Here is a 26,972-nt window from a genome sequence, read left to right as displayed (position 1 = left end):
TCTGGAGTCGATAGCGAGCCAGATGCGCCGATATCAGCTTTTGACATCAGCTTTTGGAGACCGCGCTCACGGCCTTGCGGATCACGTCCAGGACGACATCCGGCTTCGACAGCATGGGGACGTGGGACGAGGTGACTTCGGTGACGGTGGCGTTCATGCGCTTCGAGACGGAGCGCTGCAGCTCCGGGTGAACCGTCTGGTCCTGGGTCGCGAGCACATACCAGCTTGGCTTGGATTTCCACGCCGTGCCGTCGACCTTCTGGTTGAAGAGGTCTGCCACCGGCGCGCCCTGCGTCGCGTACACCAGCTTCTGCTCGGCCTCGGGCAGGTCTCCGGCAAAATGCTTGACGCCGCTTGGCTTGAGCCAGATGCGCCCCTGCGGCGCATCGAGATGGCTAAACACTTCAGTCGTCGGAAATTTTGCAAGCTGGCTCTGCGAGGTTTCGTCGGCATCGGGTGCGAGCGCCGCGATGTAGACCAGCGCAGCCACCCGCGGATCGGTTCCGGCGTGCGTGATCAGCGTGCCGCCATAGGAGTGGCCGACGAGGACGACTGGTTCGGCAACGCGGCCAAGACATGCCGTCACCGCGGCGACGTCGGTCGCGAGTGAATCGAGGCCGTGCTGGCTCGCCATGACCTCATGACCTTCGGCCTGCAATGTCGGGATCAGCTTGCCGAAGCACGATCCGTCAGCCCAGAGGCCGTGTGCGAAGACGATGCCGGGTTTGGTCATGATGATCTCCGTTGGCTGCTTGAGGGCGAGCGCATGTGCGCGTGACGCGTGGAGCAGGGGAGCTTCACGCTAACGCGCCATCAATTCAGCTGACAGAGGGGGCTAAGGATAATCGGGCGAATGCGAAATTGCGGGCCGAGCAGGCGTGCCGGCCCTCGGCCGCGCTCTACTTCGCGATCGGCATCACCAGTTCCGTGTCGGCCGTATCCACCACGAACACCGCGAGCAGCTTCGCGGGCTCGCTATCACTGGCATTGGCGCTGACGGCATGACGGTCGCCGGGCCGTTCGGAAAAATTCTCGCCCTGGCGATAGACCTTGGCGGGGCCGTCATTGGCCTGGCTGCGGATCGCGCCTTCCAGTACCGTGGCATAGATGAACGCGGAGCGCGGGTGCATGTGGGCCGGCGAGGAGCCGCCGGGACCATATTCGACCAGCACGCCCTTCATGCTCTTGCCCGGGACGTTGGGCAGCGTCTGGTCGAAAACGACCGTGATCTTCGCCGGCGACGCTGCCGTCTCGGCTGCATGGGCCGCCATGAAAGTCGCGGCATAAACCGCGGCTGCGATCAGCCATCTGCGCATGGGATGTCCTTCATTGTGATTGCCGTGACGCCGGGATCGCGGATGCTCAAGCCGTCGCGAGCCAGGTTGCGAGCGGTATCTTCCCAAGCCGCGCCTCGCCGAGCGGCACCAGCGAGGTGTCCTCGATCGGCGAGCCGTAATACGGCGCCTTGGCATCTCCCACCACCGGACGGCTGTCGCCGGCCGCTTTCAGACGGCGCGCAACGAACTCGTTGAAGGGCGCCTTCTCGGGCCCCGCGATATCGATCGTGCCGTTCAGCGGCCGGCCCGTTGCGACCTCGGCGAGGGCAGCGGCCACGTCGTCGGATGCGATCGGCTGAAACGACGCCGATGGCACGACGATCCGGCCGTCAGCCGCGCCGGTCTCTGCGATGGCGCCGAGGAATTCGAAGAACTGGGTGGCGCGGACGATCGAGTAGGGCACCGGGGATGCCTTGACGATCTTCTCCTGCGCGAGCTTGGCGCGGAAATAGGCGATGTCGGGCGATCGATCGGTGCCGACGATCGACAGCGCGACGTGATGTTTGACGCCCGCCGCGGCCTCTGTCGTTCCGAGGTTCTTGCTCGATCGCTCGAAGAATTCGAGCACGGCGGCAGGCTCCCAGGACGGCGCATTGGCGACATCAACGACGACGTCCGCGCCCGCCAGCACTGCGGCGAGACCTTCTCCGGTGACGGCGTTCACGCCCGATTTCGGCGAGGCCGCGACGGCCTCATGGCCCTTCTGCTTGAGCTTCGCCACGAGCTTGGATCCGATCAATCCGGTCCCACCGATCACGACGATCTTCATGGCATGTCTCCTCGGCATTCGTGCGTGCGAGAGGATTAGGTCAGTTGGCCTGACGCTCTCAAGCAAATGATGCGATGGTTACCTTACGCCTGATGCGGCCGGAGCTCTTGCCTGGAACGGGCCAGACTTGCACAAAAATGCTCCAGACCGTTTTTCAGCCGGACCGGCCGATCGTCTGATCATCCGCATTTCCGAACGCGATCTCGAACTGAATTCCGGGAGCGGCGATGTCCACGATCCGTCTTCATCGAACCACCTCGGGACCATCGGCAGAAGCGTTCTCGAACAAGCATTCGAGTCCAGAGATCGAAAGCCGGAACGTCATTTCCCTTTCGCTTCGGAAGAGTCGCCGTTTAGTCAAAGCCCCCGACTGAATTGCACCGAGTACAATGTTCTTATTGTACTGAGATATGTATCCGCTAATAGTCAGAGCAATCAGTGCATTGCACCGGGTTCGCCCGGGACTACGGAGCTCACGAAAATGACCGTTAGTTATCTCGACCTGTTTCTCGGATTCCTCGGATTGGTGTTTGGCTTGCCCTCGGCGCTGCCCGGCCTGTTTTTCCGGAGTGAGGACGCCTCGCGCCGGCGGGCTTCATAGAGAAATCGGAGGTGGGGTAAGCCAGATCGGGTCGGAGATGCCGATATGGAATTGACGTTCACCACCATCCTGATCGCCTTCGCGGGCGTGTTCCTGATCTGCTTCATGAAGGGTGCGTTCGGCGGCGGCTTCTCCATCGTCGGCATTCCCTTGTTGTCCTTCGTAATGGACCCGGTGACCGCCGGCGGCCTGCTCGCGCCTTTGTTCATCGCGATGGATCTGTTCGCGCTGCGCTACTGGAAGCCCTCGACCTGGTCGAAGCCGGATCTCGCGCTGCTGCTGCCGGGGCTGCTGGTCGGAATCGGGCTCGGCTATGGCCTGTTCCGCGTGCTCGACCATCGCGCCGTCGCGATCGTGATGGCGCTCGTCACCCTGGTCTTCGTCGGGCTGTGGTTCTTCAGCGATCCAAAGGTGATCATCCGCCCGCGCTCGAAGCCGAAGGCGGTCGCCGCCGGCCTTGCCTCTGGAGTCACCACCATGGTGGCGCATTCAGGCGGACCGCCGCTGGCGATGTATCTGCTGCCGCTCGGCCTCAGCAAGGAGGTCTATGCGGGGACAACGAGCCTGTTCTTCACCGTCGGCAACGCCACCAAGGCAGTGCCGTGGCTGCTGCTGGTGCGCCCCAGTGGCAACGTCTGGATCGTGATGGCGATCAGCCTGTTCGCCATTCCCGCCGGTGTCTGGCTCGGCTGGCGCCTGCACGGAAAGCTCAATCAGCAGCAGATTTTTCGCGCTTGCTACGGTCTGCTCGTGGTCACTGCGCTCAAGCTGTTGTGGGACGGCGTCTCCGGCTATCTCGCCTGAGGAGGAGGCGGCTCACGCGATCTTCAGCGCGGGCTCGCTTGTGTCGGTTTCGGCAAAGCCCGCCTCCAACACCTCCTCGCGCTTGTGGCGCAGATGCGCACGCAGGATGTGGGAGAGCCCGGCGCCGTCGCGCCGCTGCAACGCGTTCAGGATCGCTTCGTGCTCCTTCACCGCGAGCGCCCAGCGCTGCGGCGTCATCGGCGTGACGTAGCGTGCGCGGCGGATGCGCGCGGTCACGGAGGCATAGACCGCCGCAAGCGCGGGATTTTCCGCCGCGTTGACGATGGCCTCGTGAATGGCCCGGTTGCCGCGATAGTACTGGATCAGATCGCCCTCGCGATAATGCCGCACCATCTCCTCATGCGCGGCGGCGATCTCCTCGATCCCGGCCTCGCTGATGCGCTCGCAGGCAAGCTCGCCGGCGAGCGCCTCCAGGCCCTGGCAGACCTCGAACAGGTCGCGCATGTCCTTGTCGGTCAGCTTTGCCGCGCGCGAGCCGCGATGCGGCAGCAGCTGCACCAGCCCCTCGGCAGCGAGCACCTTGAGCGCTTCGCGCAGCGGCGTGCGCGAGATCTGGAGCCGCTCGCACAGCTCGCGCTCGGGAATCCGCGCGCCCGGCGGGATCTCGCCATCGAGCAGGATGGCGCGGATGCTGCCGACGACCTCCTCATGCAGCATGGGACCTGCTCTCCGGTTTGAATGCAAAAATGCAATTATGCGTCGAAATCTGGAAGTTCCAGCTTGATAATCGTAAATTTTGCATTCAAAAATGTAAAAAACAAGGGGACATGGGGAAATGGACCAGGCAGTTGAGGCAAACGACCTCGTTTTTGAATGCAAGGACGGCATCGGGCGGATCACCTTCAACCGTCCGCGGGCCCGCAATGCCTTCACCTTCGCCATGTACGAGCGCCTTGCGGCGATCTGCGAGGAGGCCAACGACGATCGTGCCATCAAGGTGCTGGTGCTGCGCGGCGCCGGCGACAAGGCTTTTGCGTCAGGCACCGACATCAACCAGTTCCGCGAATTCAGGACGCCGCAGGACGCGATCGACTACGAGAACCGGATTGACCGGGTGCTCACCACGCTCGAGCAGTGCCGCGTGCCGACCATCGCCGCGATCAACGGGTTCTGCACCGGCGGTGGCGCGGGCATTGCCGCCGCCTGCGACCTGCGCATTGGGACGAGAAGCACCAGAATCGGATTTCCGATCGCCCGAACGCTCGGCAATTGCCTGTCGATGTCCAATGTCGGCCGTCTCACCGCGCTGATTGGCGCCGCCCGCGTCAAGGATCTGATCTTCACCGCGCGTCTCGTCGATGCCGCGGAGGCTGCGAGCGTCGGCTTGCTCGGCGAGGTCGTCGATGACATCGCAGCGCTCGACAGGCGCGCCGACGAGCTGGCCCGGCTGCTCGCCAGCCACGCGCCGCTGACGCTCACTGCGACCAAGCAGGCGGTCGCCCGCCTGCAGAAGCGGCTGACGCGGGACGAGGGCGAAGACCTCATCCTGATGTGCTACACGAGCCAGGACTTTCGCGAAGGGCTCGATGCTTTCCTCAACAAGCGCGCGCCGCAATGGCGCGGCCAATAGGACGCCCGATGCAAAGCTCGCAATCCACCGCCCGCCGTTCCGGGCCGCTCGCCGGCCTCAAGGTCATCGATCTCACCCACGTCATGGCGGGGCCGACCTGCACCCTGATGCTCGCCGACATGGGCGCCGACGTCATCAAGATCGAGAAATCGCCGAACGGCGACGACACCCGTCATTCGGTGCCGCCGAAGATCGGCGACGAGGCAGCCTCCTTCCTAATGATGAACCGCAACAAGCGCGGCATCGTGCTGGACCTCAAGACCGACGGCGGCAAAGCGGTGCTGCGGCGGCTGATCGCAACTGCCGACGTGCTGGTCGAGAATTTTGCGCCCGGCGCGATGGAGCGCCTCGGCTTCGGCTACGAGGATCTGCACAGGCAGCATCCCTCGCTGATCTATTGCTCTCTATCGGGTTTTGGCCGCACCGGTCCCTACAAGCATCGGCGCGGCTTTGACCTCGTCGCGCAGGCGATGAGCGGCATCATGAGCTTTACCGGCGAACGCCCGGATGGACCGCCCGTCAAATGCGGCCCGCCGCTCTCCGACATCACCGCCGGCCTGCTCGCGAGCATGGGTATCCTCGCCGCGTATACGCATCGCCTGAAGACGGGCGAAGGGCAGTGGGTTGAGACCTCGCTCTACGAGGCGGCACTGGTGCAGACCTATTGGCAGTCGACCATCGCGCTCGCCGCCGGCACCGCGCCGCGCGCGATGGGCTCGGCCCATCCGCTCAACGCGCCGTATCAGGCCTTCGAAGCCTCCGACGGCTGGCTCGTGGTCGGTGGCGCCAACAAGAAGCACTGGCTGCTGATGCTGGAAGCGCTCGGCGCGAGCGAGCTCGCCGCCGATCCGCGCTTCGTCAACGGTTCCGATCGTATGGCGAATTTGAAGGAGCTCGAGGCGGTCCTCAGCGAGCACTTCCGCACAAAATCGCGGGCGCATTGGCTGGCGGCGCTGGACGAGAAGGGCGTGCCGTGCGGCCCCGTGCACGACATGCTGGAGGCGCTGAGCGATCCGCAGACGCTGGCGCGCGAGATGGTGGTCGAGGTCGAGCACTCCACGCTGGGCCCCGTCAAGACGATCGGTCTTCCCGTGAAGTTTTCGGAGACCCCAGGCAAAGTGCTGTCAGGCGCGCCAGTCTATGGTGAGCATACGCGCGACGTGCTGGCTGAATACGGATTCGACCCAAAGCAGATCGAAGCGCTCGAGAAAGAAGGCGCGATCGTTTTGGCATCAGGGAGGCGCGAGGAACGCGTCGCCTGACCGGACGTCGATACGACGGATCAAACAAAACAAAAGAATCTGGAGGAAACCATGGGTCGGACGTCAACACTTCTGCTGTCTACGGCCGCCGCCGTCCTTGCCGGCACTATGCCGGCGCTTAGCGCCTGGCAGCCGCAGAAGCCGATCGAGTTCGTCGCCACCGCCGGCCCCGGCGGCGGCACCGACAATCTCGCCCGCGCGGTGCAGAACATCATCACCAAGTACAAGCTGACGGAGCAGCCCATCGTCGTCGTCAACAAGGGCGGCGGCAGCGGGGCCGAAGGCTATGTCTACGGCAAGGCCTCCGCCGGCGATCCCTACAAGGTGATCTTCGGCACTTCGAACGCCTGGCAGCAGCCGCTCGTCTCCAAGGTCGCCTTCAACTACACCGATCTCACCCCGATCGCGGCGATGGCGCAGGACGAGTTCCTGCTCTGGGTCAAGCAGGACGCACCCTACAAGAATGCGGGCGACTACCTCAAGGCGGCCGCGTCAGGCGAATTCAAGATGGGTGGTGCCCAGTCCAAAGACACCGACGAGGTGCTGACGCGCATGATCGAGAAGGCCGGCAAGGTCAAGCTGACCTACATCCCCTTCAAGAGCGGCGCCGAGACCGCCGTGCAGCTCGCCGGCGGACACCTCGACTCCCACGTCAACAACCCCAGCGAAAGCGTCGGACAATGGCGCGGCGGCACGCAGCGCCCGCTGTGCGTGTTCAGCCCGAAGCGCCTGCCGCAGGGGCCGAAGGTCACCGCGAGCGAAGGCTGGAGCGACGTTCCGACCTGCGTCGAGCAGGGCCTCGACATCAAGCAGTATGAGCAGCCGCGCACCGTGTGGCTGCCTGGCAAGATCACGCCGGACCAGGCCGCGTACTATGTCGACCTCATGAAGAAGGTGCAGGCGACGCCGGAATGGAAGGATTACATCGAGAAGACCTCGCAGGTCGATACGTTCCTGACCGGCGCCGATTTCGACAAGTTCATCAAGGAGGACCTTGAGCACGTCAAACAGGTCGCCGGCGAGCAGGGCTGGCTGGTGAAGTAAAGCGGAAGGTCCCGCCCATGATCTCGCGCCGCGCGCTTGAGCTTGCGACCGCCGCTCTCACCGGCAGCTTCGGTGTCGCCGTCGTCGTCTCCAGCCTCGACAACGGCATCGGCTGGTCGAGCTCAGGCGTGGACGCCGGCACGTTCCCGTTCCTGACCGGCATCATCATCCTCGCTGGAAGCCTCTACAATCTGGTGCGGGGCGTGCTGCCGGCTGCGTCGCTGGCAAACGTGCCGATCGCGATCACGCCGATCGAGCTGCGCCGGCTCGCTGGCCTGTTCGTGCCGGCCGCGATCTTCGTCGCCGCGATCCCGCTGCTCGGCATGTACCTCGCCTCGGCGGGTTACGTCTTCGCCGTGCTGGCGATCCCAAAACACCAGTCCGTGCCGCGCGCGCTCGCCATGGCGGCGGCCACGGCGCTCGCCCTTTACGTCGTATTCGAGCGCATGTTCCAGGTCAGCCTGCCGCACGGCGCGCTTGCCGCCGCGTTCGGCTTCTGACGGAGAGGCGGATGGACAATCTCCAGGAGCTCCTCCACGGCTTCACCATCGCAGTCACAGTGCCGCATCTGGCCTTGATGGCGGTCGGCGTGCTGCTCGGGATTCTCGTCGGCGTTCTTCCGGGGCTGGGTGCTCCGAACGGCGTGTCGTTGCTCTTGCCGCTCACCTTCGGCATGCAGCCTGTCTCGGCGATCATCCTGCTCTCCAGCATGTATTGGGGCGCGCTGTTCGGGGGCTCCGTGACCTCGATCCTGTTCAACATCCCGGGCGAGCCGTCCTCCGTCGCCACCACCTTCGACGGTTACCCGATGGCGCGCGACGGCCGGCCGACGACGGCACTCGCGACCGCCTTCGGTTCGGCCGCGTTCGGCGCGCTGATCGGCGTCATCCTGATCACCTTCCTCGCGTCCTGGGTAGCGCAGGTCGCGCTCGCCTTCGGGCCGCCGGAATATTTCGCAGTCTACTTCCTGGCCTTCGCCAGCTTCGTCGGCATGGGTGGCGCGGCGCCAATCAAGACCGTCGTGGCGCTGGCCATCGGCTTTGCCATCGCGGCCATCGGCATCGACACCGTCTCCGGCAGCGTCCGCCTCACCATGGGCGTGGACGAACTCGTGAAGGGCGTGAACTTCGTCGTTGCTGTCATGGGCCTGTTCGGCATCGGCGAGCTCTTGGTCGCGGTCGAGGAGGAGTTTCACGCCCGCGCGGTCTCCTCGAAGATCGACTGGCGCGAGGTGTTTCGTGCGGTCGGCCGCCTGCCGCGGCACAGCGTTGCGCTGCTGCGCAGCGCCGCGATCGGCTGCTGGATGGGGATCACGCCGGGCGGTCCGACCGCGGCCTCCTTCATGAGCTACGGCATCGCCCGTCGCTTCTCGCGCCGCGGCCGCTATTTCGGCACGGGCGAGGTCGAAGGCATCATCTCGCCGGAGACGGCCGATCACGCCGCCGGCACCAGCGCGCTGCTGCCGATGCTCTCGCTCGGCATTCCCGGCTCCGCCACGGCCGCCGTCATGATGGGCGGGCTAATGATCTGGGGCCTCAATCCCGGGCCGATGCTGTTCGTGGACCAGAAAGACTTCGTCTGGGGCCTGATCGCCTCGATGTATGTCGGCAACATCGTCGCCGTTGCGCTGGTGCTGCTGACCGTGCCGGTGTTCGCCGCCTTGATGCGAATTCCGTTCGTGGTGATCGCACCGCTGATCGTCATCATCTGCGTCGTCGGCGCCTATTCGGTGTCGAACTCCTATCTCGACGTGGTCATGATGCTCGGCTTCGGCATCGTCGGCTATCTCTTCAAGAAGCTGTTCTATCCCTTGGCGCCGCTGGTGCTTGCGATCGTCATCGGCGACAAGGCCGAGGATGCGTTCCGGCAGTCGATGCTGATGTCGAAGGGCTCGCTCGGCGTCTTCTTCGCGAACAAGCTGGTGACGTGCTTGATCGTCGGCGGCATCGCGCTGCTGCTGCTTCCGCTCGCCTTGCAGCTCGTGCGCCTCTTTCGCAAGCCTGCGCCGTCGACCCAAGAGAGAGCCCCAGAGAAGGTAATCATATGACCGCAAAGCCGCTCATTGCACTGGCAATGGGAGATCCCGCCGGCATCAGCCCGGAGCTGACCGCAAAGCTCGTGGCGCAGGACGACATCCGCGCCCGCTGCCGCCTCGTCGTGATCGGCGACCGCCGCATCTTCGACGAGGGCGCGCGCGTCGCTGGCGTCATGCCGGAGCTGACCATGGCAGAGCAGGGCGCTGATTTTCGCGCGACGCAGGGCGATGCGCTGTTCGTCGATCTCCGCCACCTCGATCCCCGGGAGGTGGAGCCGAAGACCGCGACCCTTGCCGGCGGCAAGTTCGCGCTGGCCAATTATCGCCACGCGCTCGAGCTTGGCCGCGACGGCCGCGTCGACGCTGTCTGCTTCACGCCGTTCAACAAGCAGGCGATGCGGCTTGCCCGCGCCGAGTATGACGACGAGATCGCGTTTTCCGCCGAGGTGGTCGGGCTCAAGACGCCCGCAAGCGAATTCAACGTGCTCGACCGGCTCTGGAACGCGCGCGTCACTTCCCACATTCCGCTGAAGGACGTCGCTGCAAAGCTGTCCGGCGAGCGCATCCACCGCGCGCTCAAGCTGACCGATGCCTGCATGCGCAATGCCGGTTTTGCGCGGCCGCGCATTGCAGTCGCCGGTCTCAATCCGCATGCCGGCGACGGCGGTAATTTCGGCCGCGAGGAGATCGACGTGATCGCGCCCGTGGTCGCGGCGGGGCAGACCGAGGGCATTGCCGCGGAGGGGCCGTTTCCGGCCGATACCGTGTTCCTGCGCGCCAAGGCCGGCGTGTTCGACGCGGTGCTGACGATGTATCACGACCAGGGCCAGATCGCGATGAAGCTGATGGGGTTCGATCGCGGCGTGACCTTGCTCGGCGGCTTCCCGTTCCCGATCTGCACGCCCGCGCACGGCACCGCCTACGACATCGCAGGCCAGGGCATCGCCTCGATCGGCGCCAGCCGCGCCGCATTGCTGCTCGCGGCCGAGATGGCGACCTCATCCTGAGTGGCACCCGATCAAGGTGCTGCGCCAGTCGTCTTCCGGGAAGAACTGGAAACTTCTGCCCTCGCGCCGAGTTGCCAATTCGGTGAATGTCTCCATCCCGGAGCTGGCACATGGGCGACGACGGCGTGCGACGGAGGACGGTGAATAGCGCGTGGTCGATGGGGCGCGCCCGCGAAATCTGCCTTGTTCTGGCTCTTGCGCTGAGCGCAGCGCCCGCATTCGCGGCCGAGATCAACCCCGCTGCCATCGATTCTGCCGAGCCCTCGAAGAAGACTCTCTCGAACAAGAAGCCGACGCCGGCCGGCGTGCGTCTGCAGGTCCTGCTCGACAGGGCCCATTTCTCGCCAGGCGAGATCGACGGCAGGTTCGGCGAGAACGCGAAGAAGGCGCTGCGGGCCTATACCGAGGCCCGGCAACTGCCGAGTACGGACACCCCGACCGAGGATGTCTGGAAGGCACTGCGGGCGGACGACCGGCCGGTGACGCTGACCTACACCATCACCGGGCAGGACGTGGCGGGACCGTTCCTGAACAAGCTGCCGTCGAAGATGGAGGACATGAAGGACATTCCGAAGCTTGGCTACACCAGTCCGCGCGAAGCCCTGGCCGAGAAGTTCCACATGAGCGAGCGGCTCCTGGCCGCGCTCAATCCCGGGCGCCAGTTCGATCGTGCCGGCGACACCATCGTCGTCGTCGACACAGCGAGCGCAGGCGAGGAGGCACCTGCCAAAGCCGACAGGGTCGAGATCGACAAGGTCAGGCAGACCGTCAAGCTGTTCGACAAGTCGAATGCGCTGATCGGGTTCTATCCGGCAACCGTCGGGAGCGAGGAGAAGCCGTCGCCTTCAGGTACGCTCAAGGTGACGGAAGTCAGCAAGAATCCGTTCTATCGCTACAATCCGGCCTACCGCTTCAAGGGCGTCCATTCCCGCAAGCCCTTCACCATCAAGCCCGGTCCGAACAACCCGGTCGGCACGGTCTGGATCAACCTCTCGGCCGAGGGTTACGGCATTCACGGCACGCCGTCGCCGGACAAGATCTCCAAGGCCGAATCCCACGGCTGCGTGCGTCTCACCAATTGGGACGCCGAGCGCGTCGCGGGCCGTGTCGCGAAAGGAACGCCGGTCGTGTTCGTGGACGATCGCTATCCGACGGCTGCCAGGTAGAGCTGCGTATCGAAATAATCGGTCGCGCGCAGGGCATTGGTGACGCCGGCGTCCGTCATGAAGAAGTCGCTGACCTGCTGCAACCATTTTGCGACGGTGCCGTTCGCGTAGAGCCGCCGCCATTCACGCGCGGAATAGAGTTTTTGCGCCTTGAAGGCCTCGACGATGTCGGCGGGACGCGACCGCCCGTAGTGCGCCTGGAGCCCTTCGGCCGCCGCGGCCGGGTTGCGCACCATGTGGTCGTTCGCATCGATCCAGCCACGGATGATCCGGCTCAGAACTCCCTTGTTTTCGGCGTAATAATCCGTCCGCGCCGCCCAGCCGCCGAGCACGGCCGATTGCGGATAGAAGGCAGAGGCATCCACCAGCTTGACCGCGTCTGGCAGCGCCTCGCGCACGGCGACGTTGAACGGCACCCAGAGCGCGACGGCCGGCACCTCGCCGGCGATGAACGCCCCGACCGCATCCGGCATGCTCGAATTGACGATCTCCACCTCTGACGGATTGATGCTGTTGGCGCGCAGCGCCCGGTCGAGGAAGATGTGCGCCGTGGTCTTCTTGGTCGTCGCGATCCGCTTGCCCCTGAGATCGGCGAGCCTGGTCACCCCGAGCGTTGGCCGAACCCAGAGCTGCGCGGTCGCAACCTCGATGTCGTTGATGAGAAAACCCCGGCCGCGGCCGAGCGCCAGATAATTGGAGATGACACCGCCGGCCGAGACGACGTCGAGCTCTCCGCGCGTCATCGCCTCGAAGACCTCGGGGCCGGTGTTGAACTCGTGCAGCTCGAAATCGATGCCTTCGCGGTCGAACGCGCCGCGATCGAGCCCGGTCCAGATGTGACCGTCCACCGCGACCACGTGGAGATAGCCGAGCCGGAGTTTGGTGCGGGCCTGCGCAATGGCCGGTGCCGCGAGCACGACCGACGCGGCCGCCAGCGCCGCGCCCCGGCGCAGCAATTGCCGGCGACTGGGGGCGCGAATGCTCATGCCGCCGCCCCCTGGGCCGAGGACCGCAATCGCTGGGCATGAAGCAGTGCGACGGAATCCTTGGGATGGTCGTGCAAGAATCCGGAGAGCCGGACCCGGGCCGTCTCGGCGGAACCATCCTGGGCGATCAACGCAAAGATCTCGTCCCAGCGCCGGCACATCGCGATCTCGGCCTCGCCGGCCTGCGCCAGCTCGCCGCGCAGCTCGCTGACCTCGATCGGCTCGGCAAACCCCTTCGGGGTGATGTTGTCGACGCTGCGGAACAGGAACGCGTGCCCGGCTCGGGCGCGCACCGCTGCGCTAACGAGCACGCGTGTGCCGTAGCTCTTGTTGAGGCCTTCCAGCCTCGACGCCAGGTTCACGGTGGCGCCGAGCGCGGTGTAGTTCATCCGGTCGCTCGAGCCGACATTGCCGACCACGGCGTCGCCGACATGCAGGCCGAAGCGCGTGTCATAGGGCGGCCAGCCGTCGCGCCGGAAGTCTTTGTTGAGGGCCTCGTTCGCGGCGAGACATGCGAGAACCGCGCGGCAGGCGTTGGCGGTATGATCGGGGTCATCCGCGGGCGCATTCCAGAACGCCATCACGGCATCGCCGATATATTTGTCGACCGTGCCCTGGTGCCGCATGATCTCGTCCGACAGCGCCGCGAAATAGCGCGAGGTGTAGATCATCACCTGCGACGGGTCGGCGCGTTCGGTCTTGGCGGTGAAGTCGGCGACATCGGTGAACAGCACCGTGACCTCGCGCCGGGAGCCGCCGAGGCGGAGTGACGAGCCGGTCTCGATCAGCTGCCGCACGATCGGGCGCGGGATGAAGCTCGCAAAGCTGCGGACCACGCTGCGCATGGTGAAGACCGAGCGGCCGAGCTCCTCGATCTCGCCGATGGCGGAATGGATGCGCGGCCGTTCCGCGATGTCGAAACGCTGGATCGCGTCGGTCTCCTCGACCAGCTTGCGCAGCGGCTGCGCCATCAGCGACCCCAGCCAGAACGCGAACGGAAGCGTGGCGCCGACGAAGGCCAGCGCCAGCGCGAACAGCGTGCGCCGCTCATCGATGATCCGGGCGTAGAATTCATCGAGCGGCGCGAACATCGCGAGCCGGACATTGGCGGAGCCGGTCGTATCGAGCCGGTGAACCGCAGCGATATATATCCGGCCCGCGCCATCCGTGAAGAACTGCTGGGCCGGCCCGCCGTTGCGCCACGACCGGATGATCGGCACCAGCGCCGGCATCTTGAGCCCGCCGATCTGCGGCAGGTCGTCCTGCCGCTCCGGGATTTCCGCCATCAGGCGGCTCATCTCGGGATGGCCGACGATGCGCTCGGCATCGTTGAAGAGGAAGGCGAGCCCGGATTGGCCGAGCTTCTGCTCCGCCAGCATGTCCTCGAACCGGTTCAGCAGCACGTCGCCGGCGACGACGCCGCGGCGGCCTTCCTTCAGCGGCGTCCGCAGCGTGTAGCCGGGCTCGCCGGTGGCGTAGAAGACGTAAGGCCCCGTCAGCAGTGTCTTGTCGGTCCTGAACGCCTCGACATACCAGGGCCGCTGCCGCGGGTCGTAGCCGGTGGGGCCGGGGACCTCCGCGACCTCGATGAGATTTTCGGACAGATATTGCGTGACCGGCGCGCTGCCGGCCGTGCGCGAGATGACGACCAGCCGGAACTTCGCATCCTCATCGACCTTCAGGCCCGACCTGAACGCCGGCTTGGCGCGGTCGATCACGTCCATCTCGATGAACGAGCCGTCTTCATAGCCGACATAGAGATTGAAGAGCTGCGGGTTGTTGCGCAGCATCGCCGCCATCAGGCTGTACAGCCGCGAATTGTCCGCGATGTCGGCCTCCTGGATCGCCGGCAGGCCGGACAGGATGTCGAGATTGTCGCGGACATTCTGGAACTGCTCGTCGACGTGGTCGGCGCCGAGCTGCGCCACCTTCTCGATGAAGCCGGAGGCAGCGGTCCGCGTGATCGATGTCACGCGCGCGAAGCTGAGATAGACCAGGGTCAGGCCGACGATCAGCACGACGGCGACGAACACCGTGATGATCGATGTCTGGAAGCCGATGCGAAAGACGCGGTTGCTGGTCTTCTCTCCTGTCATCGGAGCTGCGTGACGCCTCCGTCAGTATTTTCGAACGATCGGCTTCGTCGCGGCCGCTGCGCGCGCTCCCGGCGAGACCGAGAAGGTGACCCAGGTCGACCAGCTGTTCGGCCGGTTCTCGGTCTCGAGGTCCTTGTAGCCGCGGATGTTGAGATAGCCCTGATAGTCGTCGGACATCGGGATCATGAAGCCGATCTGCGGGCCGATGCCGACCGACATGCCTCTGAAGCCGCCGAGCTTGGCGCCGGGGCCGCTGTCATCGGTGATCTGCTGGAAGTAATAGCCGGCGAGACCGACATGGACGTTCTTGCTGACGAACTGCGAGGCGGCCCAGTCGAGATGGAAGTCGATGCCGTTCTGGTACTGTAGCGCGCCGTTCATGAAACTGTAGGTGAGGCCGCCGACGACGGAGAATTCGTGTCCGGTCTTCGGATCGAGATAGGTGTAGCCGGCGCCCGCATCGATCGCGGGGAAGCCGAAGCTCAGATTCGCGAGCCGGCTGGAATCGTAGGTGCCGCTCGGGATGTTGCCGGTGATGTAGATCAGCTCGTTGTGGACGCCCTGGTTCCATTTCAGCGTGCCCTGGTAGAACACGTCGGTCAGCGTGGTGCGATTGTCCGTGGCGCTGCCCGAGATGGTGTTGCCGCGCGGGCCGGTCAGCGTCGCGTCGATGCCGGCCGCGATATTGCCGGGCGCGGTGAGCACGCTGAATCCGGCCTGGCCGCCTAGCACCGGCGTCGGCGAGGTGTAGGTGATACCCATCGCGAGCACGTCGGCATGTGCATTGAGGCCGGCGGTCACCGATCCCGGGATGCCGCCGCTGGTGACGAAGTTCTGCCCGGTCCCGGCCTTGTCGCTGAGATGAATGTAGATCGTCGAATAGGCCCATCCCGGCGTCACCGGCACGGCTGCAAAGCTGCCGAAGATGCCTGGAAGCCAGAAGCTGACGCCGCCGGCAGCGGCGAGGGCGGGTTGAGGGGGGAAGGCCGTCACCATCAACGCAGATGCCAGCGCGGCGCTTCGCATGTGTCCCGTCATGTCGTTTTCTCGTTCTTGTCGTTGCACCCACCAGGCCGGGCTTCCCAAACGCGGCCCCCGCTACTTCGTCGCGCCGCCGACCGTCGTGGCGAGAGGCTCGACATCAGGCAGCTTCCAGCTCTTTGCGAACAGCTCCTGCTTCGGCCCATAGAGGCGGAACATCATTTCGAATTTGCGGGCGGGATCGGTCGGGATCCAGTTCGCCTCCTGGCCTGTGGGCGGCTTGGGTCCAAGGTAGACATCGACCGAGCCGTCGGCATTCTTCTTCACGTCGGCGTTGTTCGAAGCCCGACTGGCACGGTCGACATTCTTGATCAGCGCGTGCGTATCGCGGTCATAGGCCGTCAGTGACCAATACTGGTCCACTGGTACGTTCGGCGGAACGTGGAGGCGATACGTCGTTCCGCCGTCGTAGCTCTGGCCATCCCTATCCTTGATGTTGATCAGGTAGAACTGGCCGGCGCCGAGTCGCTTGATGCCGACATAGGCATAGGTGTAGGCGAGACCCCGCCAGTCGACCGGATAGGCATTCGGCTCCTCGAAATTGGCCGCGGCCGCGTTCAGCACCTCCGGATGCGCAGGGAGCGTCCAGTGCGTGCCGTCGAAAAATGCGGGCAGACCGGCGTCGTATCTCGCTCCCATCAGTGCGTGGGCTTCGCGAATGCCGTCCTTCAGCGCCTGCCTCAGCTTCGCATCCGGTGCGAACGCCTTGCCCTTCTCGATGCCGATCGTGCGTAGCTGATCGATCATCGCCCGGTCGCGCATCAGCCATGGCTCGCTTTGCACGGCGCGATCGAGATTGACGAAGAAGCTGTCGTCGTAGCGGATCGTCGAGTCGAACAGGACGTCCTTGACGTCGGTAAAGACCGTCGCCTGGGGATTCGATGCCTGCGAAATTGGATAAACCTTGATCTGCTTGCCGTAAGCGATGGAATTGGCGACATCGGCATCGCCGTGGCTCTTCATGTTGGAGCGGAACAGCACGTAGCTGCCGAACGTGTTGGGCTGGAGCGGCTCGAATCCGGCCGGCGTCTGGCCCGTGTAGCCGGGCGGCAGCATCACGAGCTTGACGCCGGCGCCCTTGTCCACGCCGAGCAGGCCTGCGTCTTCCAGCGGCTGCTGCCAGGCGTTGACGATGTTGGCGTTGAGGGAGCCAGCGGGCCCCGCCGGCGGAATTTCGATGGCAATGGGACCGACGTCCTTCGTATTCAGAAATGCCATGAAGTAGAGCGTGTCGGGATTGGGCGTCAGCGTCTGGTTCTTCCAGTCCAGCGGCTTGCCCCAGTAGATCACCTCGTTCACCTTGCCTGGTGTCTTGGTCAGCATCTCCTGCAGCATGAGATCGTAATTGACGATCGGCATGCCCCAGACAACCGCCTCGACGGCGCGGCGCTGGACCTGGCGCGCGGCGAGCTCGTCCAGCGAGGCGGTCTGCGCGGATGTCCCCGTAGCCGTCAGCATCATGGCAACAACTCCGGAAAGCAGCGTCTTCATCGCAGGCTCCCTGTGTGCGTGCTCAGCCCACCGGCTGCGCCTCGGGGAATTTCCACTTGCCGTTCAGGATTTCAGGGCGCGGCCGATAGAGCCGGACCGTGTAATTCCAGCCTTTCATGGTCGGCAGGCAGTTCGGGATCTTGCCGTCGCAGCCGCCGAACTGGACGGTCGTTGAGCCGTCAGCCGATTTCGCCGCGGTCAGATTGTTGAGCGAGTAGGCGTCGTACGGGTTCTTCTCGAAATAGCCCTCGGCGTTGTAGAGGCTGATGGACCAGAAGCCGTCGACCGGCACGTTGCCGGGAACTGTCAATCTGTAGACCGTGCTGCCGTCGTTCTTCTCGGGGGTGAAGCTGAGATAGGTTGCGTCCTTGTCGGGATTTCCGCCCCATCCTGCTGCGGTTGCGATCAGATGCCTGACCGGATCGACCTGTCCCTTGGCGCCAAACGCATTCTTGAAGCCGCCTGCGGTCGAGGCAAGCACGAGGAGGGCGTCGCGCACCTTCTTCTGGCTTGCCGGATCCCAGTTCGGTATCTCGAACGTGCCAGGCGCTTTCTGGCTGATCGTGACGGCGTCCTGGACGGCGCGGACCTTCTCGACATCCTTGGGATCACTGGGATCGACGAGGGTCCTCAGTCCGATCAGCCCATAGCGGGTGCCGACCCTGTTCCGGTCATAGCTGTATTTGCCGGCGCGATACTCGATGTCGCCGACGATGTAGTGGTCCTCGTTGATCACCATCAACGACCGGAACCGCTTGCCAGCGTCGGGCAAGGTAATCGTCACCGGTCCGGCATCGAGATCGACCACGGCCAGCGAATACAGCGTATCGCGGTTCGAGCGGATAACGCCCTGCTTGTCCATCGCCACGGGCTCGCGGTGGTGAAACAGCTTGCCGATCCCGCCGGCCTCCTTGACCCCGTTACCGAAATAGAGGTCGGACTCCGCACGCCCGAAATTATCGACGGTCACCGGGACCGGCGACTGCGCTTGCGCGCTCGACATGAAGAGAAGGAACGGGACCGTCAGCACTGTTCTTTTCATGTGTCCTCTCAGCTAGAACGGATTGACGTAGTTCAGGATCGCGACCTGCCGCAGGCGCAGGCGGTGGACGATGTGGGTCGGCCTGACGTGGTCGGTGTAGATCGCCGCCGTTCCGGCGCTGCCGGTCGGCAGTCGCCTGACGAACTCCGCGTTGTCGAGCCTGACGCGAACGGCGAACGGCACGGCCTCGATCGCCTTCGGCATGACGGCCGTGCGCGACGTCTGCGTCTGCCCTGGCGCCACCGTCAGTTACTCTGCACCGCGTCAAAACTCTGCTGCATCTTCTCGACCATCTGGTCGATGCTGAAGCTCGATGGCCGCTGGCTCGGCGGGTACGCTTTGAATGTCAGCAGGAACTGCGACAGGATCGTTGGCCCTGCGATCATGACGCCCGCCGCGTCCGACATGAGCCAGTCGTAGTAGACATTGGACGTGACGTCGGCGCGCTCATAGGGATCCGAGCGCAGGTTGAAGAATTTCGGGACGCGAAGCTTCGTGAATGGCTCGGCCCAGATGCGCAGCGTTCCGTTTGCGCGCTGCTCCTCGAACACGATCTTCCAGTTCTCGATACGCGCAGCGACGACGTCGCCGTCGTCGTTGAAATAGACGAATTCCTTGCGCGCACCGTTGGGCTGCTGTCCCGTGAGATAGGCAAGCTGGTCGTAGCCATCGAGATGGACCTTGAAAGTCCTGCCGCCGACCTGATAACCATTCAGGAGCTTCTGCTTGACGTCGGCATCGCCTGCGGCGGCGAGCAGCGTCGGCATCCAGTCGAGACCGCTGACGAGCTCGTTCGAGACAGAGCCGGCTGCGACGCGGCCAGGCCATCGGATCATGCAGGGAACGCGGAATGCGCCTTCCCAATTGGTGTTCTTCTCGCTGCGGAACGGGGTCGTGCCCGCATCGGGCCAGGAATTCTGGTGCGGTCCGTTGTCGGTCGTGTAGATCAGGATGGTGTCATTGGCGATGCCGAGATCGTCGAGCGCCTTCAGGATCGTTCCGATCGTCGCATCGTGCTCGATCATACCGTCCGCATATTCGGTCCGGGACGTCAGCCCAGGCTTGTCGCGATGCTCGGGCCGGACATGCGTGCGGAAATGCATGCGGGTGGAGTTGAACCAGCAGAAGAACGGCGTGTTGGCCTGCGCCTGCCGCTTGATGAAATCGATCGCCGCAGCCGAGGTCTCGTCGTCGATCGTCTCCATCCGCTTCTTGTTTAGAGAGCCGGTATCCTCGATGGTCTGCTTGCCGACCCGTCCGAAGCGCGGGTGCTCGGTCGGATCGTCGCGTTCGCTGGCCTTGCAGCGCAGGACGCCGCGTGGTCCGAATTTCTCCAGGAAGCCGGGGTCGCGCGGATAGAACCGGTTCTCCGGATCCTCCTCGGCGTTGAGGTGATACAGATTGCCAAAGAACTCGTCGAAACCGTGCACGGTCGGCAGGTATTCGTTGCGATCGCCGAGATGGTTCTTGCCGAACTGGCCGGTCGCATAACCAAGCGGTTTGAGCAATTCGGCGATCGTCACGTCGCGTGACTGGAGGCCGACGGCGGCACCGGGAATGCCGACCTTCGACAATCCCGTCCGCAGCGTGCACTGGCCGGTGATGAACGACGATCGCCCGGCGGTGCAGCTCTGCTCGGCATAGTAGTCGGTGAACATCATGCCTTCTTTGGCGAGGCGATCGATGTTCGGGGTGCGATATCCCATCACGCCGAAGGAATAGGCGGAGATATTGGTCTGGCCGATGTCGTCGCCGAAGATCACGAGGATGTTCGGCTTGCGGCCGGACGACGTCGGCGACGGGGCGGGGGCAGGGGCAGGGGCTGCTTTCTGGGCCTGCGCCATGGCCTCGGACGTCAGGGCCGCGGCGGCGACGATGGAGGATGTTCCAAGCAGCAGATGTCTGCGATCGATCGGTTGACGGGACTGGTTGTTCTTGTTCTTCGACTCGCTGCTCATGCGATACTCCCTACGTTGCGGCACGTCCTTCCTGCTCGTGACGAACGCCAACCGGTAGCCGCACCACGCACCTGAATCCGACATGGCTGGTCGAGGTATCGACCGGCTCGGCATGGCGCGCCGCGGGGCGGTACCGGCGGCAATAGTTCGGCGCGCACAGATGCGAGCCGCCCTTCAAGACTTTGCGCGGGATGCGGATGTCGGGTTGACATGGATCAAAGCTCGCATCCTCGGGGCCGCCGCGCGGATTCTTCGGGATGCAGCAGGGTTTTGCAGCCTCGGCCATGTGCCGGGCCGACCACCAGTCGGATGTCCACTCCCAGACATTGCCGATCATGTCGTGGAGACCGTAGCCGTTCGGCGGAAAGGCCATGACCGGCGAGGTACGCTTGAACCCATCCTCGCCGAGATTCTGGACGGGGAAGTTCCCCTGCCAGATATTGGCCATGTGCTTGCCGCCAGGCATCAGAGCATCGCCCCAGGCGAACTCCTCGCCTTCGAGGCCACCCCGCGCGGCAAACTCCCATTCGGCTTCCGTCGGCAGCTCCTTGCCGGCCCAATGGGCATAGGCTGCCGCATCACTGTAGGAGACGTGCACGACCGGATGATCGTCGAGGCCCTTGATGTTGCTGCCGGGACCGTAAGGATGGCGCCAGTTGGCGCCGCGCATGAAAGACCACCACTGGCTCCAGTCGGCGAGATCGGTGATGCGCGGCAGCGGCGAGAACACCAATGATCCCGCGTAGAGCATCTCTTTCAGGGCGCCGGGATAGTCCTTGGGGTCTGGAACGATCTGCGCTTCCGTGACATGGCCGGTCGCGTTGACGAACTGCTTGAACTGCCGGTTGGTGACGGGTGTGCGATCGATCCAGAAGCCGTCGACCGAAACGCGATGGCTCGGCGCCTCCTCGGGATAATGATGGTCGGATCCCATGCGAAAGGTTCCGCCGGGAATGAAGACCATCTCGCCGGTCTTCGCATCGTCCGGCAACCACTCGCAATGATCGAGGTCTGCCCGCAGCATGGTGGACCTGACGCTACGGCGTAGGTGGCAGATGCCGACGACGGCGCGTTGTCCTGTACGCTGGACGCATTGTCTGGCCCCCTCATTCTCGGCGCTCTTGGAGAGAAAGACGCGGTATTGCGTCAACCGCTCTTTCCTTTACGCACGGCTTCCACCACGCGGCAAAAACCCTGCCGCGTGCGCTCCGCCATCGACAGAGCGCTTCCGATTGATATCGCTGAGGTTGCAAACGGTATCCGAAGAATGGGAGGCTGTGATGTGCAGTTTGTGCCAGTACGCTGAAGCAGTGGGTGAGACTTAACGCCCCATGTTACAAATCGCAGCAACTAGCGTCGGGTGCAGCAATTTCGCTCGCCGGATTTCGATAGCGTTTGTATCAAAACGCGCAGGCGGGTTGTCGCATCCATCTCGCGTTGTGGTGGTATCGCACCGCTGCATGCCGCAGAATTGTCGCGCTTGAGTGACAGGGTGCGGCCATGGGGCAGTTCCTTCTGGTTGATTCGCGCAAGCTCGACGGTTTCGAAGGACTTCACCAGGCCGTTCACGGCTCGCATGTCGACGTGATGCAGCTCGGACGCGGACGACTGCGCGGGACGTTGTCGCATGTTGGTATCGGCGACTTCTCGCTCAGCATCGGCGCCTTCAACGTCGGCATGCGCACGCAGCGCGTCTCCAGCGACGACAAGCTGATCATCGGCATGCTGCTCGCGGCTGAGGAGCGCGTTGCGCACTGGTCGTTCGACATGCAGCTCAACGACGTGCTCGTGATCCCGCCGCTGCTCGAGCATGACGGCGTCTTCCACGGCGCGTCCGCTTACGCCGCGATGCGCTTCGACCTCGATGGGGTTGCCTCGCTGTTCGGCGGCGAGGCGCGACTGAGCGATCCCGACACCTGGCGCAGCCGCGGCCATTTTCGGGCGGATCCCGAGACCGGTACGATTGCCTCGCGTCGCCTGGTCCGGATCATGTCGCATCTGCGGACGAACCAGGACGGCTTGACGCCCTCGACCTTCGAGTTCTGGAAACGAGCGATCGTCGAATGCATGGCGGCCAACGTCATGTCGTCGCTGCCGCCTGACCACAGCGGCTGGCTGCCTTCGGCGCGACGGATGATCCGCAGGGTTGAGGATTATCTCGACGAAGCCGGCACACGCCCGGTGCACGTGTCGGAAATTTGCGCGGCGCTGGGCGTGTCGCGGCGCACCTTGCACCGCGCCTTTCAGGAGGTGTTCGGCCTCGGCCCGGTCAGTTTCCTCCGGCACAAGCGGCTCTGCGCCGTTCATTCCATCCTGCGCGAGAGCGCGCCCGGCTCAACCACCGTGGCGGCCGTCGCGATGGAGCAGGGCTTTTACGAACTCGGCCGGTTCGCGCAATATTACTTTGCAGTGTTTGGGGAGCGCCCGTCGCAGACACTCGGAGTTGCCGCGTTGCCGGCACAACGAGCCGGCATCGCCCGAGCCTAGCGCTCTGACGTGTCGATGGCGCGTAGAACACCAACGAAAGCAACGCGCTCGCTACTGTGCATGGGGTTGTTTTTGCGGTTTTTGTTTGGGCCGGCCATTTCGCCGGCGTTCGCTCACGCCCCGCAGACGATCACGCCGTACCAGCCGAGCCCACGATAGGTCTCATAGCCCGGCGTCGCGTGGAAGGCGATCATCGTGCCGGTGCGGTCGTGGTAAAAGCCGGAGCGCTGGCCGTTGAGAGACAGCGCAATGCGTTCGCTTAAAATGCCCTGGCCGTCGGAGGCGGCGATCACGCGGAGGTTCGAATCGACCAGCAGCACGCGGGCCTTGTCGCTGTCGCCGACGCGGACTCCTTGCACGATCGCACGCGCCTGCGGCTCCCAGTCGAAATGGATGGCGAGCACGCCGATCGGCTCACCGTGGGCCTCTCCGCCGGCACGCACGCTGGCGCAGTAGGTCGCGACCTGCGCGTTGCCGAGCAGCGGCTGGTTCTCGACGTCGCCGGCGACATAGTCGTCACCAGAGCGAAGGGTTCGCGCCTCGCGAAACCATTTGGTATGGGCGACGTTCTGGCCGACGACACGAAAGCGGTCGGCGCGGCCGTTGGCGACGACGTTGCCGTCGAGGTCGCAGAGCCAGAGGTCGAGATAGACGGTGTAAGCGCCGAGGATGACGCCGAGCCGCTGCGAGGCGTGGGTGACCGCCGCCGGAGCAGGCGTGGCCGCGCAATCGACCACGGCGGAGTCGGTTGCCCACCAGCGCACGTCGCAGGTGCGCTCATAGAGGTTGCGGTCGATCAGTTCGACCGCGTTGAGCGACAGGTCGACCATGCGCTCGCCGCGCGAGCGCTGGCTCATGCGGTCGATCGAGGCGACGAGATCGCCGGTGCGTTTCGTCAGCTGGGTCTCGAGCTCGCGTGCGATGGTCTCGACCTGCTGGCCGACGCCGCGCACCTCCTGCGCCACCACGGCAAAGCCGGCACCTTGCGCGCCGGCGCGCGAGCTCTCGATCAGCGCGTTCAGCGCCAGCATCTTCATCTGGTTGGTGATCTGCTGGATCGCCTTGGTCTTGTCGACCGCGATCTGGTTGACCTCCGCAGTGAGGCGGTTGATCAGCGCGGAGATGTCGGAATCGTCGTCGGCGGGTTCGGTGGCGATCGGCTTGGCTTTGAGACCCAGCGCAGCAGACATCGGGGACTTCCCTTGGCAATGAGGCCTGATCTGCAATGAACCCGGAACAACAACTCACAGATCTAATACAATTCTTTTTCGAGGATTCCGCCTAACGCCTGCTTAATTTGCTGTTCCGCGGATTGCCCAAATGATAGTCAGTCGGCGCAGCAAAGCGGCAATTCACCGCTTTGTGCGGCGGGGACATTGCAAACACCAGGGAATTCCCGGTCAATCGTCATTGTCAGCCGATCACCGTATCGCCCTGTGTCCGGCTCCGGGTTCCTCAAGCCAATTTCGATCCATGACACCGCCCGCCACCGCCTTGCCCGTCGAGACGCCCCACGCGTTCCTGGGTGTCGCGCGCTCGCTCACCGACAAGCTCTGGCGCGACCGGCTGGACGCGCGCGGGGCGGCCAAGGCGCTCGCCATCGTGCAGCGGCATCAATTGCCGGAACTGCTGGCGCGGGTGCTGGCGGGCCGCGGGGTGGATATCGACGCGGTCGCCGACTTCCTCGATCCGACCATCCGGAAGCTCATGCCGGATCCGTTCACGGTCACGGAGATGGAGGCGGCCGCGAAGCGGATCGCGGACGCGGCGGCGAGGGGCGAGAAGGTCGCGATCTTCGGCGACTACGACGTCGACGGCGCGACCTCGGCGGCGCTGCTGGCCTGGCACCTGCGCCATTGCGGACTAGATCCGCTGATCCACATCCCTGACCGCATTTTTGAGGGCTACGGCCCCAACGTCGAAGCGGTTCGCGGACTGGCGGCCAAGGGTGCCACGCTGCTCGTCACCGTCGATTGCGGCACCACCAGCATCGAGCCGCTCGCCGAAGCAAAGCGCCTCGGCATGTCCGTGGTCGTGATCGACCATCACCAAGCCGGTGACGAACTGCCGGAGGTCGATGCGTTGGTCAATCCGAACCGGCTCGACGATCTCTCGGGTCTTGGCCATCTCGCCGCCGTCGGCCTCGTGCTGGTGACGCTGGTCGCGGTCAATCGCGAGCTGCGCCAGCGCGGCTTCTGGAATGCCGAGATGCCCGAGCCCGATCTATTGGGCATGCTGCATCACGTCGCGCTCGGCACGGTCGCTGATGTCGCGCCGCTCATTGGTCTGAACCGCGCTTTCGTCGCCAAGGGACTGATCGCGATGCGGCGGCGCGACCATGTCGGCCATACCGCGCTGATGGACGTCGCGCGGCTCAACGGCCCGCCGGAGGCTTGGCATCTCGGCTTCATGCTGGGCCCGCGCGTCAATGCCGGCGGCCGCATCGGCCGCGCCGATCTCGGCGTGCGGCTTTTGCTGGAAGGGGACAGCGTCGAGGCGGCGCGGATCGCGGCCGAGCTCGACCGCCTCAACAGCGAGCGCCGCATCATCGAGCAGGCCGCGGAAGCGCAGGCCGAAGCGGAGGCGCTGGCTTCGATCGGGCTGGAGGACAAGCTCGGCGTCATCGTCACGGCGTCCGAAGGCTGGCATCCGGGCGTGGTCGGGCTCGTCGCCTCGCGCCTGAAGGAGAAATTCTCGCGCCCCGCCTTTGCCATTGCGCTCGAGCCCGGCGGCATTGGCACTGGTTCGGGCCGCTCGATCGCGGGCGTTGATCTCGGCAAGGCGGTGCGGCAGGCCGTGACCGACGGCATCTTGCTGAAGGGCGGCGGCCACGCGATGGCCGCGGGCGTGACACTGCGCAAGGAGAAGCTCGCCGAATTCCGTGCCTATCTCGAAGGTGCGCTGGGGCCGGATGTCGCCGAAGCACGCCACGTCAACGAGCTCGATATCGACGGCGCGGTCTCCGCGCGCGCGGTGACGACGGAGCTGGCGACGACGCTCAACCGCGCGGGGCCGTTCGGCAGCGGCAACCCGGAGCCGGTGCTGGCGCTGCCGGGGCATCAGCTCGTCTTTGCCGACGAGGTCGGGCAGGCGCATTTGAGGCTGCGCTTCAAGTCGGGCGACGGTTCGATCGTCAACGGCATCGCATTCCGTGCGGTCGGCCAGAAGCTCGGCAATGCGCTGCTCGCCAATCGCGGCCAGCAACTGCATGTCGCAGGCTCACTGTCGGTCGACCGCTACCAGGGCGCCGAGCGCGTGCAATTCCGCGTCCTCGACGTCGCGCTACCGGACCAGGGCCCATCCGTGATCAGATAACGCAAGATCCGGCGGGGCCCATGCGTCAAAAATAGATCGCTCAAACAACAAAAAAGAAAGGGAGTGAACATGGCAGGGCAGGTTGAGGGCAAGGTCGCGCTGGTGACGGGCGGCGCGTCAGGTATTGGCGAGGCCATTGTCGAGCTGTTCGCGCGCGAGGGCGCCACAGTCGTCATCACCGACATCGACGAACTCAGAGGCCCCGAGCTCGAAAAGCGCATCACCAAGGCCGGCGGCAAGGCGATCTTCCTGGAGCAGGACGTGACCAGCGAGGAGCGCTGGATCGAGATCGTCGCCGAGATCGCGAGGCGCTACGGCCGGCTCGACATCATGGTCTCCAATGCCGGCATCGGCATTGCCGTGCCCTCGATCGTCGACATGACGCTCGGCGATTGGCGCAAGCAGAACGCGATCAACCTTGACGGCGTGTTTCTCTCGGTCAAGCACTGCCTGCCCCTGATGCGCAAGACGGGCGGCGGCTCGATCGTGATGATGTCATCGCTCGCGGGCCTGCGCGGTGCGCCCGGGCTGTCAGCCTATTCGCTGACCAAGGGCGGCGTGCGGCTGTTCGCCAAGTCGATCGCGATGGAGTGCGCCGCAGTAGGTGACGGCATCCGCGTCAACTCCGTGCACCCCGGCATCATCGACACGCCGATCTGGGGCAAGATCCCGACCGGTGCGACCGGCAACCAGGGCAACGCGCCGATCGATCCGGAGGAACGGGCCAGGGTCGCAACCCCGCTCGGCCGCGCCGGCCAGGCTGCGGAGATCGCCTCGGGCGTGCTGTATCTGGCTTCCGATGCCTCGCGCTACGTCACCGGCAGCGAGCTCGTCATCGACGGCGGTATGAATGCCGGCGGAGTGCCGCGTCGAGCGTGAGACGCGCAGGGCAGGGTGGCGGTCGCAGGGGCTGACGTGCAGGCGCGGCCCCTGTAGAACG

General features: G+C 64.7%; 24 protein-coding genes. 11 read left to right on the top strand and 13 right to left on the bottom strand.

Annotation, left to right across the window (positions count from 1 at the left end; genetic code table 11):
* Positions 1-46: 46 nt before the first annotated feature.
* From QA642_RS26125 to QA642_RS26115, 3 genes are all read right to left on the bottom strand, one after another.
* Positions 47-733, bottom strand: a complete 687-nt coding sequence (locus tag QA642_RS26125; protein ID WP_283079408.1) for an alpha/beta hydrolase — start codon at positions 731-733, stop codon at positions 47-49.
* A gap of 166 nt (positions 734-899) precedes the next feature.
* Positions 900-1,316, bottom strand: a complete 417-nt coding sequence (locus tag QA642_RS26120; protein WP_283079407.1) for a cupin domain-containing protein — start codon at positions 1,314-1,316, stop codon at positions 900-902.
* A gap of 46 nt (positions 1,317-1,362) precedes the next feature.
* The gene (locus tag QA642_RS26115; RefSeq protein ID WP_283079406.1) at positions 1,363-2,106 is read right to left on the bottom strand and encodes an SDR family oxidoreductase; all 744 of its coding nucleotides are present in this window, start codon (positions 2,104-2,106) and stop codon (positions 1,363-1,365) included.
* Positions 2,107-2,752: 646 nt separating this feature from the next.
* Here QA642_RS26115 and QA642_RS26110 point away from each other — a divergent pair.
* Positions 2,753-3,511 (top strand): sulfite exporter TauE/SafE family protein, encoded by a 759-nt coding sequence (locus QA642_RS26110; protein WP_283079405.1) that lies wholly within the window; start codon positions 2,753-2,755, stop codon positions 3,509-3,511.
* A gap of 12 nt (positions 3,512-3,523) precedes the next feature.
* Here the strand turns inward: QA642_RS26110 and QA642_RS26105 are convergent, their stop codons facing one another.
* Positions 3,524-4,189, bottom strand: coding sequence for a GntR family transcriptional regulator (locus QA642_RS26105; RefSeq protein WP_283079404.1), 666 nt, complete (start codon positions 4,187-4,189; stop codon positions 3,524-3,526).
* A gap of 118 nt (positions 4,190-4,307) precedes the next feature.
* Here QA642_RS26105 and QA642_RS26100 point away from each other — a divergent pair, with 118 nt between their 5' ends.
* From QA642_RS26100 to QA642_RS26070, 7 genes are all read left to right on the top strand, one after another.
* The gene (locus tag QA642_RS26100; protein ID WP_283079403.1) at positions 4,308-5,102 is read left to right on the top strand and encodes an enoyl-CoA hydratase/isomerase family protein; all 795 of its coding nucleotides are present in this window, start codon (positions 4,308-4,310) and stop codon (positions 5,100-5,102) included.
* 8 nt (positions 5,103-5,110) lie between these two features.
* The gene (locus tag QA642_RS26095; RefSeq protein ID WP_283079402.1) at positions 5,111-6,364 is read left to right on the top strand and encodes a CoA transferase; all 1,254 of its coding nucleotides are present in this window, start codon (positions 5,111-5,113) and stop codon (positions 6,362-6,364) included.
* 51 nt (positions 6,365-6,415) lie between these two features.
* Complete coding sequence (locus QA642_RS26090; protein WP_283079401.1) at positions 6,416-7,408, top strand: tripartite tricarboxylate transporter substrate-binding protein; 993 nt, start codon at positions 6,416-6,418, stop codon at positions 7,406-7,408.
* A 17-nt stretch (positions 7,409-7,425) separates the two neighbouring features.
* Complete coding sequence (locus QA642_RS26085; RefSeq protein ID WP_283079400.1) at positions 7,426-7,908, top strand: tripartite tricarboxylate transporter TctB family protein; 483 nt, start codon at positions 7,426-7,428, stop codon at positions 7,906-7,908.
* 11 nt (positions 7,909-7,919) lie between these two features.
* A complete protein-coding gene (locus QA642_RS26080; RefSeq protein WP_283079399.1) occupies positions 7,920-9,455 on the top strand; it encodes a tripartite tricarboxylate transporter permease in 1,536 nt (511 codons plus the stop codon).
* Positions 9,452-10,450 carry a 4-hydroxythreonine-4-phosphate dehydrogenase PdxA gene (locus QA642_RS26075; protein WP_283079398.1) on the top strand — a complete coding sequence of 333 codons (999 nt, stop codon included), beginning with the start codon at positions 9,452-9,454 and terminating at the stop codon, positions 10,448-10,450. The genes QA642_RS26080 and QA642_RS26075 overlap by 4 nt, the downstream gene beginning before the upstream one ends.
* A gap of 110 nt (positions 10,451-10,560) precedes the next feature.
* Complete coding sequence (locus tag QA642_RS26070; RefSeq protein WP_283079397.1) at positions 10,561-11,616, top strand: L,D-transpeptidase family protein; 1,056 nt, start codon at positions 10,561-10,563, stop codon at positions 11,614-11,616.
* On the opposite strand, the gene QA642_RS26065 is transcribed toward QA642_RS26070, so the two are convergent.
* The 8 genes from QA642_RS26065 to QA642_RS26030 are packed head-to-tail and all read right to left on the bottom strand — an operon-like array spanning position 11,595 to position 21,254.
* A complete protein-coding gene (locus QA642_RS26065; RefSeq protein ID WP_283079396.1) occupies positions 11,595-12,602 on the bottom strand; it encodes an ABC transporter substrate-binding protein in 1,008 nt (335 codons plus the stop codon). The two genes, QA642_RS26070 and QA642_RS26065, sit on opposite strands and share 22 nt — an antisense overlap.
* A complete protein-coding gene (locus QA642_RS26060) occupies positions 12,599-14,698 on the bottom strand; it encodes an adenylate/guanylate cyclase domain-containing protein (RefSeq protein WP_283079395.1) in 2,100 nt (699 codons plus the stop codon). The genes QA642_RS26065 and QA642_RS26060 overlap by 4 nt, the downstream gene beginning before the upstream one ends.
* A gap of 21 nt (positions 14,699-14,719) precedes the next feature.
* A complete protein-coding gene (locus QA642_RS26055) occupies positions 14,720-15,736 on the bottom strand; it encodes a transporter (protein ID WP_283079394.1) in 1,017 nt (338 codons plus the stop codon).
* A gap of 60 nt (positions 15,737-15,796) precedes the next feature.
* Positions 15,797-17,230: a DUF1254 domain-containing protein gene (locus tag QA642_RS26050; RefSeq protein WP_283079393.1), complete on the bottom strand. Its 1,434-nt coding sequence runs from the start codon at positions 17,228-17,230 to the stop codon at positions 15,797-15,799.
* A 22-nt stretch (positions 17,231-17,252) separates the two neighbouring features.
* The gene (locus QA642_RS26045) at positions 17,253-18,272 is read right to left on the bottom strand and encodes a DUF1214 domain-containing protein (RefSeq protein WP_283079392.1); all 1,020 of its coding nucleotides are present in this window, start codon (positions 18,270-18,272) and stop codon (positions 17,253-17,255) included.
* A gap of 12 nt (positions 18,273-18,284) precedes the next feature.
* Entirely contained in the window at positions 18,285-18,515 is a 231-nt protein-coding gene (locus QA642_RS26040; protein WP_283079391.1) for a hypothetical protein, read from the bottom strand.
* A 2-nt stretch (positions 18,516-18,517) separates the two neighbouring features.
* Positions 18,518-20,230, bottom strand: coding sequence for an arylsulfatase (locus QA642_RS26035; RefSeq protein WP_283079390.1), 1,713 nt, complete (start codon positions 20,228-20,230; stop codon positions 18,518-18,520).
* Positions 20,231-20,240: 10 nt separating this feature from the next.
* Entirely contained in the window at positions 20,241-21,254 is a 1,014-nt protein-coding gene (locus tag QA642_RS26030; RefSeq protein WP_283079389.1) for a formylglycine-generating enzyme family protein, read from the bottom strand.
* A gap of 476 nt (positions 21,255-21,730) precedes the next feature.
* On the opposite strand from QA642_RS26030, the gene QA642_RS26025 reads away from it, so the two are divergent.
* A complete protein-coding gene (locus QA642_RS26025) occupies positions 21,731-22,717 on the top strand; it encodes a helix-turn-helix domain-containing protein (RefSeq protein WP_283079388.1) in 987 nt (328 codons plus the stop codon).
* A gap of 113 nt (positions 22,718-22,830) precedes the next feature.
* Here QA642_RS26025 and QA642_RS26020 read toward each other — a convergent pair whose 3' ends face one another.
* The gene (locus tag QA642_RS26020) at positions 22,831-23,907 is read right to left on the bottom strand and encodes a methyl-accepting chemotaxis protein (RefSeq protein WP_283079387.1); all 1,077 of its coding nucleotides are present in this window, start codon (positions 23,905-23,907) and stop codon (positions 22,831-22,833) included.
* 283 nt (positions 23,908-24,190) lie between these two features.
* Here QA642_RS26020 and recJ point away from each other — a divergent pair, with 283 nt between their 5' ends.
* Together recJ and QA642_RS26010 are read left to right on the top strand one after the other, a co-directional pair.
* Complete coding sequence (gene recJ / locus QA642_RS26015; protein ID WP_283079386.1) at positions 24,191-26,032, top strand: single-stranded-DNA-specific exonuclease RecJ; 1,842 nt, start codon at positions 24,191-24,193, stop codon at positions 26,030-26,032.
* A gap of 69 nt (positions 26,033-26,101) precedes the next feature.
* The gene (locus QA642_RS26010; RefSeq protein WP_283079385.1) at positions 26,102-26,911 is read left to right on the top strand and encodes a glucose 1-dehydrogenase; all 810 of its coding nucleotides are present in this window, start codon (positions 26,102-26,104) and stop codon (positions 26,909-26,911) included.
* Positions 26,912-26,972 lie beyond the last annotated feature (61 nt).

Origin of the sequence: Bradyrhizobium sp. CB2312, from assembly GCF_029714425.1 — a bacterium.
Classification (GTDB): Bacteria; Pseudomonadota; Alphaproteobacteria; order Rhizobiales; family Xanthobacteraceae; genus Bradyrhizobium.
The sequence above is the reverse complement of the archived record's forward strand: the minus strand, read 5'-3'. Positions and strand labels throughout refer to the sequence as shown.

What these genes read in the sequence shown, in the direction of transcription:
- QA642_RS26115 (WP_283079406.1), bottom strand. Translation starts at nt 2,106, where the DNA reads ATGAAGATCGTCGTGATCGGTGGGACCGGATTGATCGGATCCAAGCTC.
- recJ (WP_283079386.1), top strand. Translation starts at nt 24,191, where the DNA reads ATGACACCGCCCGCCACCGCCTTGCCCGTCGAGACGCCCCACGCGTTC.
- QA642_RS26010 (WP_283079385.1), top strand. Translation starts at nt 26,102, where the DNA reads ATGGCAGGGCAGGTTGAGGGCAAGGTCGCGCTGGTGACGGGCGGCGCG.
- QA642_RS26080 (WP_283079399.1), top strand. Translation starts at nt 7,920, where the DNA reads ATGGACAATCTCCAGGAGCTCCTCCACGGCTTCACCATCGCAGTCACA.
- QA642_RS26060 (WP_283079395.1), bottom strand. Translation starts at nt 14,698, where the DNA reads ATGACAGGAGAGAAGACCAGCAACCGCGTCTTTCGCATCGGCTTCCAG.
- QA642_RS26090 (WP_283079401.1), top strand. Translation starts at nt 6,416, where the DNA reads ATGGGTCGGACGTCAACACTTCTGCTGTCTACGGCCGCCGCCGTCCTT.
- QA642_RS26050 (WP_283079393.1), bottom strand. Translation starts at nt 17,230, where the DNA reads ATGAAGACGCTGCTTTCCGGAGTTGTTGCCATGATGCTGACGGCTACG.
- QA642_RS26065 (WP_283079396.1), bottom strand. Translation starts at nt 12,602, where the DNA reads ATGAGCATTCGCGCCCCCAGTCGCCGGCAATTGCTGCGCCGGGGCGCG.
- QA642_RS26020 (WP_283079387.1), bottom strand. Translation starts at nt 23,907, where the DNA reads ATGTCTGCTGCGCTGGGTCTCAAAGCCAAGCCGATCGCCACCGAACCC.
- QA642_RS26045 (WP_283079392.1), bottom strand. Translation starts at nt 18,272, where the DNA reads ATGAAAAGAACAGTGCTGACGGTCCCGTTCCTTCTCTTCATGTCGAGC.
- QA642_RS26030 (WP_283079389.1), bottom strand. Translation starts at nt 21,254, where the DNA reads ATGCTGCGGGCAGACCTCGATCATTGCGAGTGGTTGCCGGACGATGCG.
- QA642_RS26105 (WP_283079404.1), bottom strand. Translation starts at nt 4,189, where the DNA reads ATGCTGCATGAGGAGGTCGTCGGCAGCATCCGCGCCATCCTGCTCGAT.
- QA642_RS26070 (WP_283079397.1), top strand. Translation starts at nt 10,561, where the DNA reads ATGGGCGACGACGGCGTGCGACGGAGGACGGTGAATAGCGCGTGGTCG.
- QA642_RS26085 (WP_283079400.1), top strand. Translation starts at nt 7,426, where the DNA reads ATGATCTCGCGCCGCGCGCTTGAGCTTGCGACCGCCGCTCTCACCGGC.
- QA642_RS26095 (WP_283079402.1), top strand. Translation starts at nt 5,111, where the DNA reads ATGCAAAGCTCGCAATCCACCGCCCGCCGTTCCGGGCCGCTCGCCGGC.
- QA642_RS26110 (WP_283079405.1), top strand. Translation starts at nt 2,753, where the DNA reads ATGGAATTGACGTTCACCACCATCCTGATCGCCTTCGCGGGCGTGTTC.
- QA642_RS26120 (WP_283079407.1), bottom strand. Translation starts at nt 1,316, where the DNA reads ATGCGCAGATGGCTGATCGCAGCCGCGGTTTATGCCGCGACTTTCATG.
- QA642_RS26025 (WP_283079388.1), top strand. Translation starts at nt 21,731, where the DNA reads ATGGGGCAGTTCCTTCTGGTTGATTCGCGCAAGCTCGACGGTTTCGAA.
- QA642_RS26075 (WP_283079398.1), top strand. Translation starts at nt 9,452, where the DNA reads ATGACCGCAAAGCCGCTCATTGCACTGGCAATGGGAGATCCCGCCGGC.
- QA642_RS26125 (WP_283079408.1), bottom strand. Translation starts at nt 733, where the DNA reads ATGACCAAACCCGGCATCGTCTTCGCACACGGCCTCTGGGCTGACGGA.
- QA642_RS26035 (WP_283079390.1), bottom strand. Translation starts at nt 20,230, where the DNA reads ATGAGCAGCGAGTCGAAGAACAAGAACAACCAGTCCCGTCAACCGATC.
- QA642_RS26100 (WP_283079403.1), top strand. Translation starts at nt 4,308, where the DNA reads ATGGACCAGGCAGTTGAGGCAAACGACCTCGTTTTTGAATGCAAGGAC.
- QA642_RS26055 (WP_283079394.1), bottom strand. Translation starts at nt 15,736, where the DNA reads ATGACGGGACACATGCGAAGCGCCGCGCTGGCATCTGCGTTGATGGTG.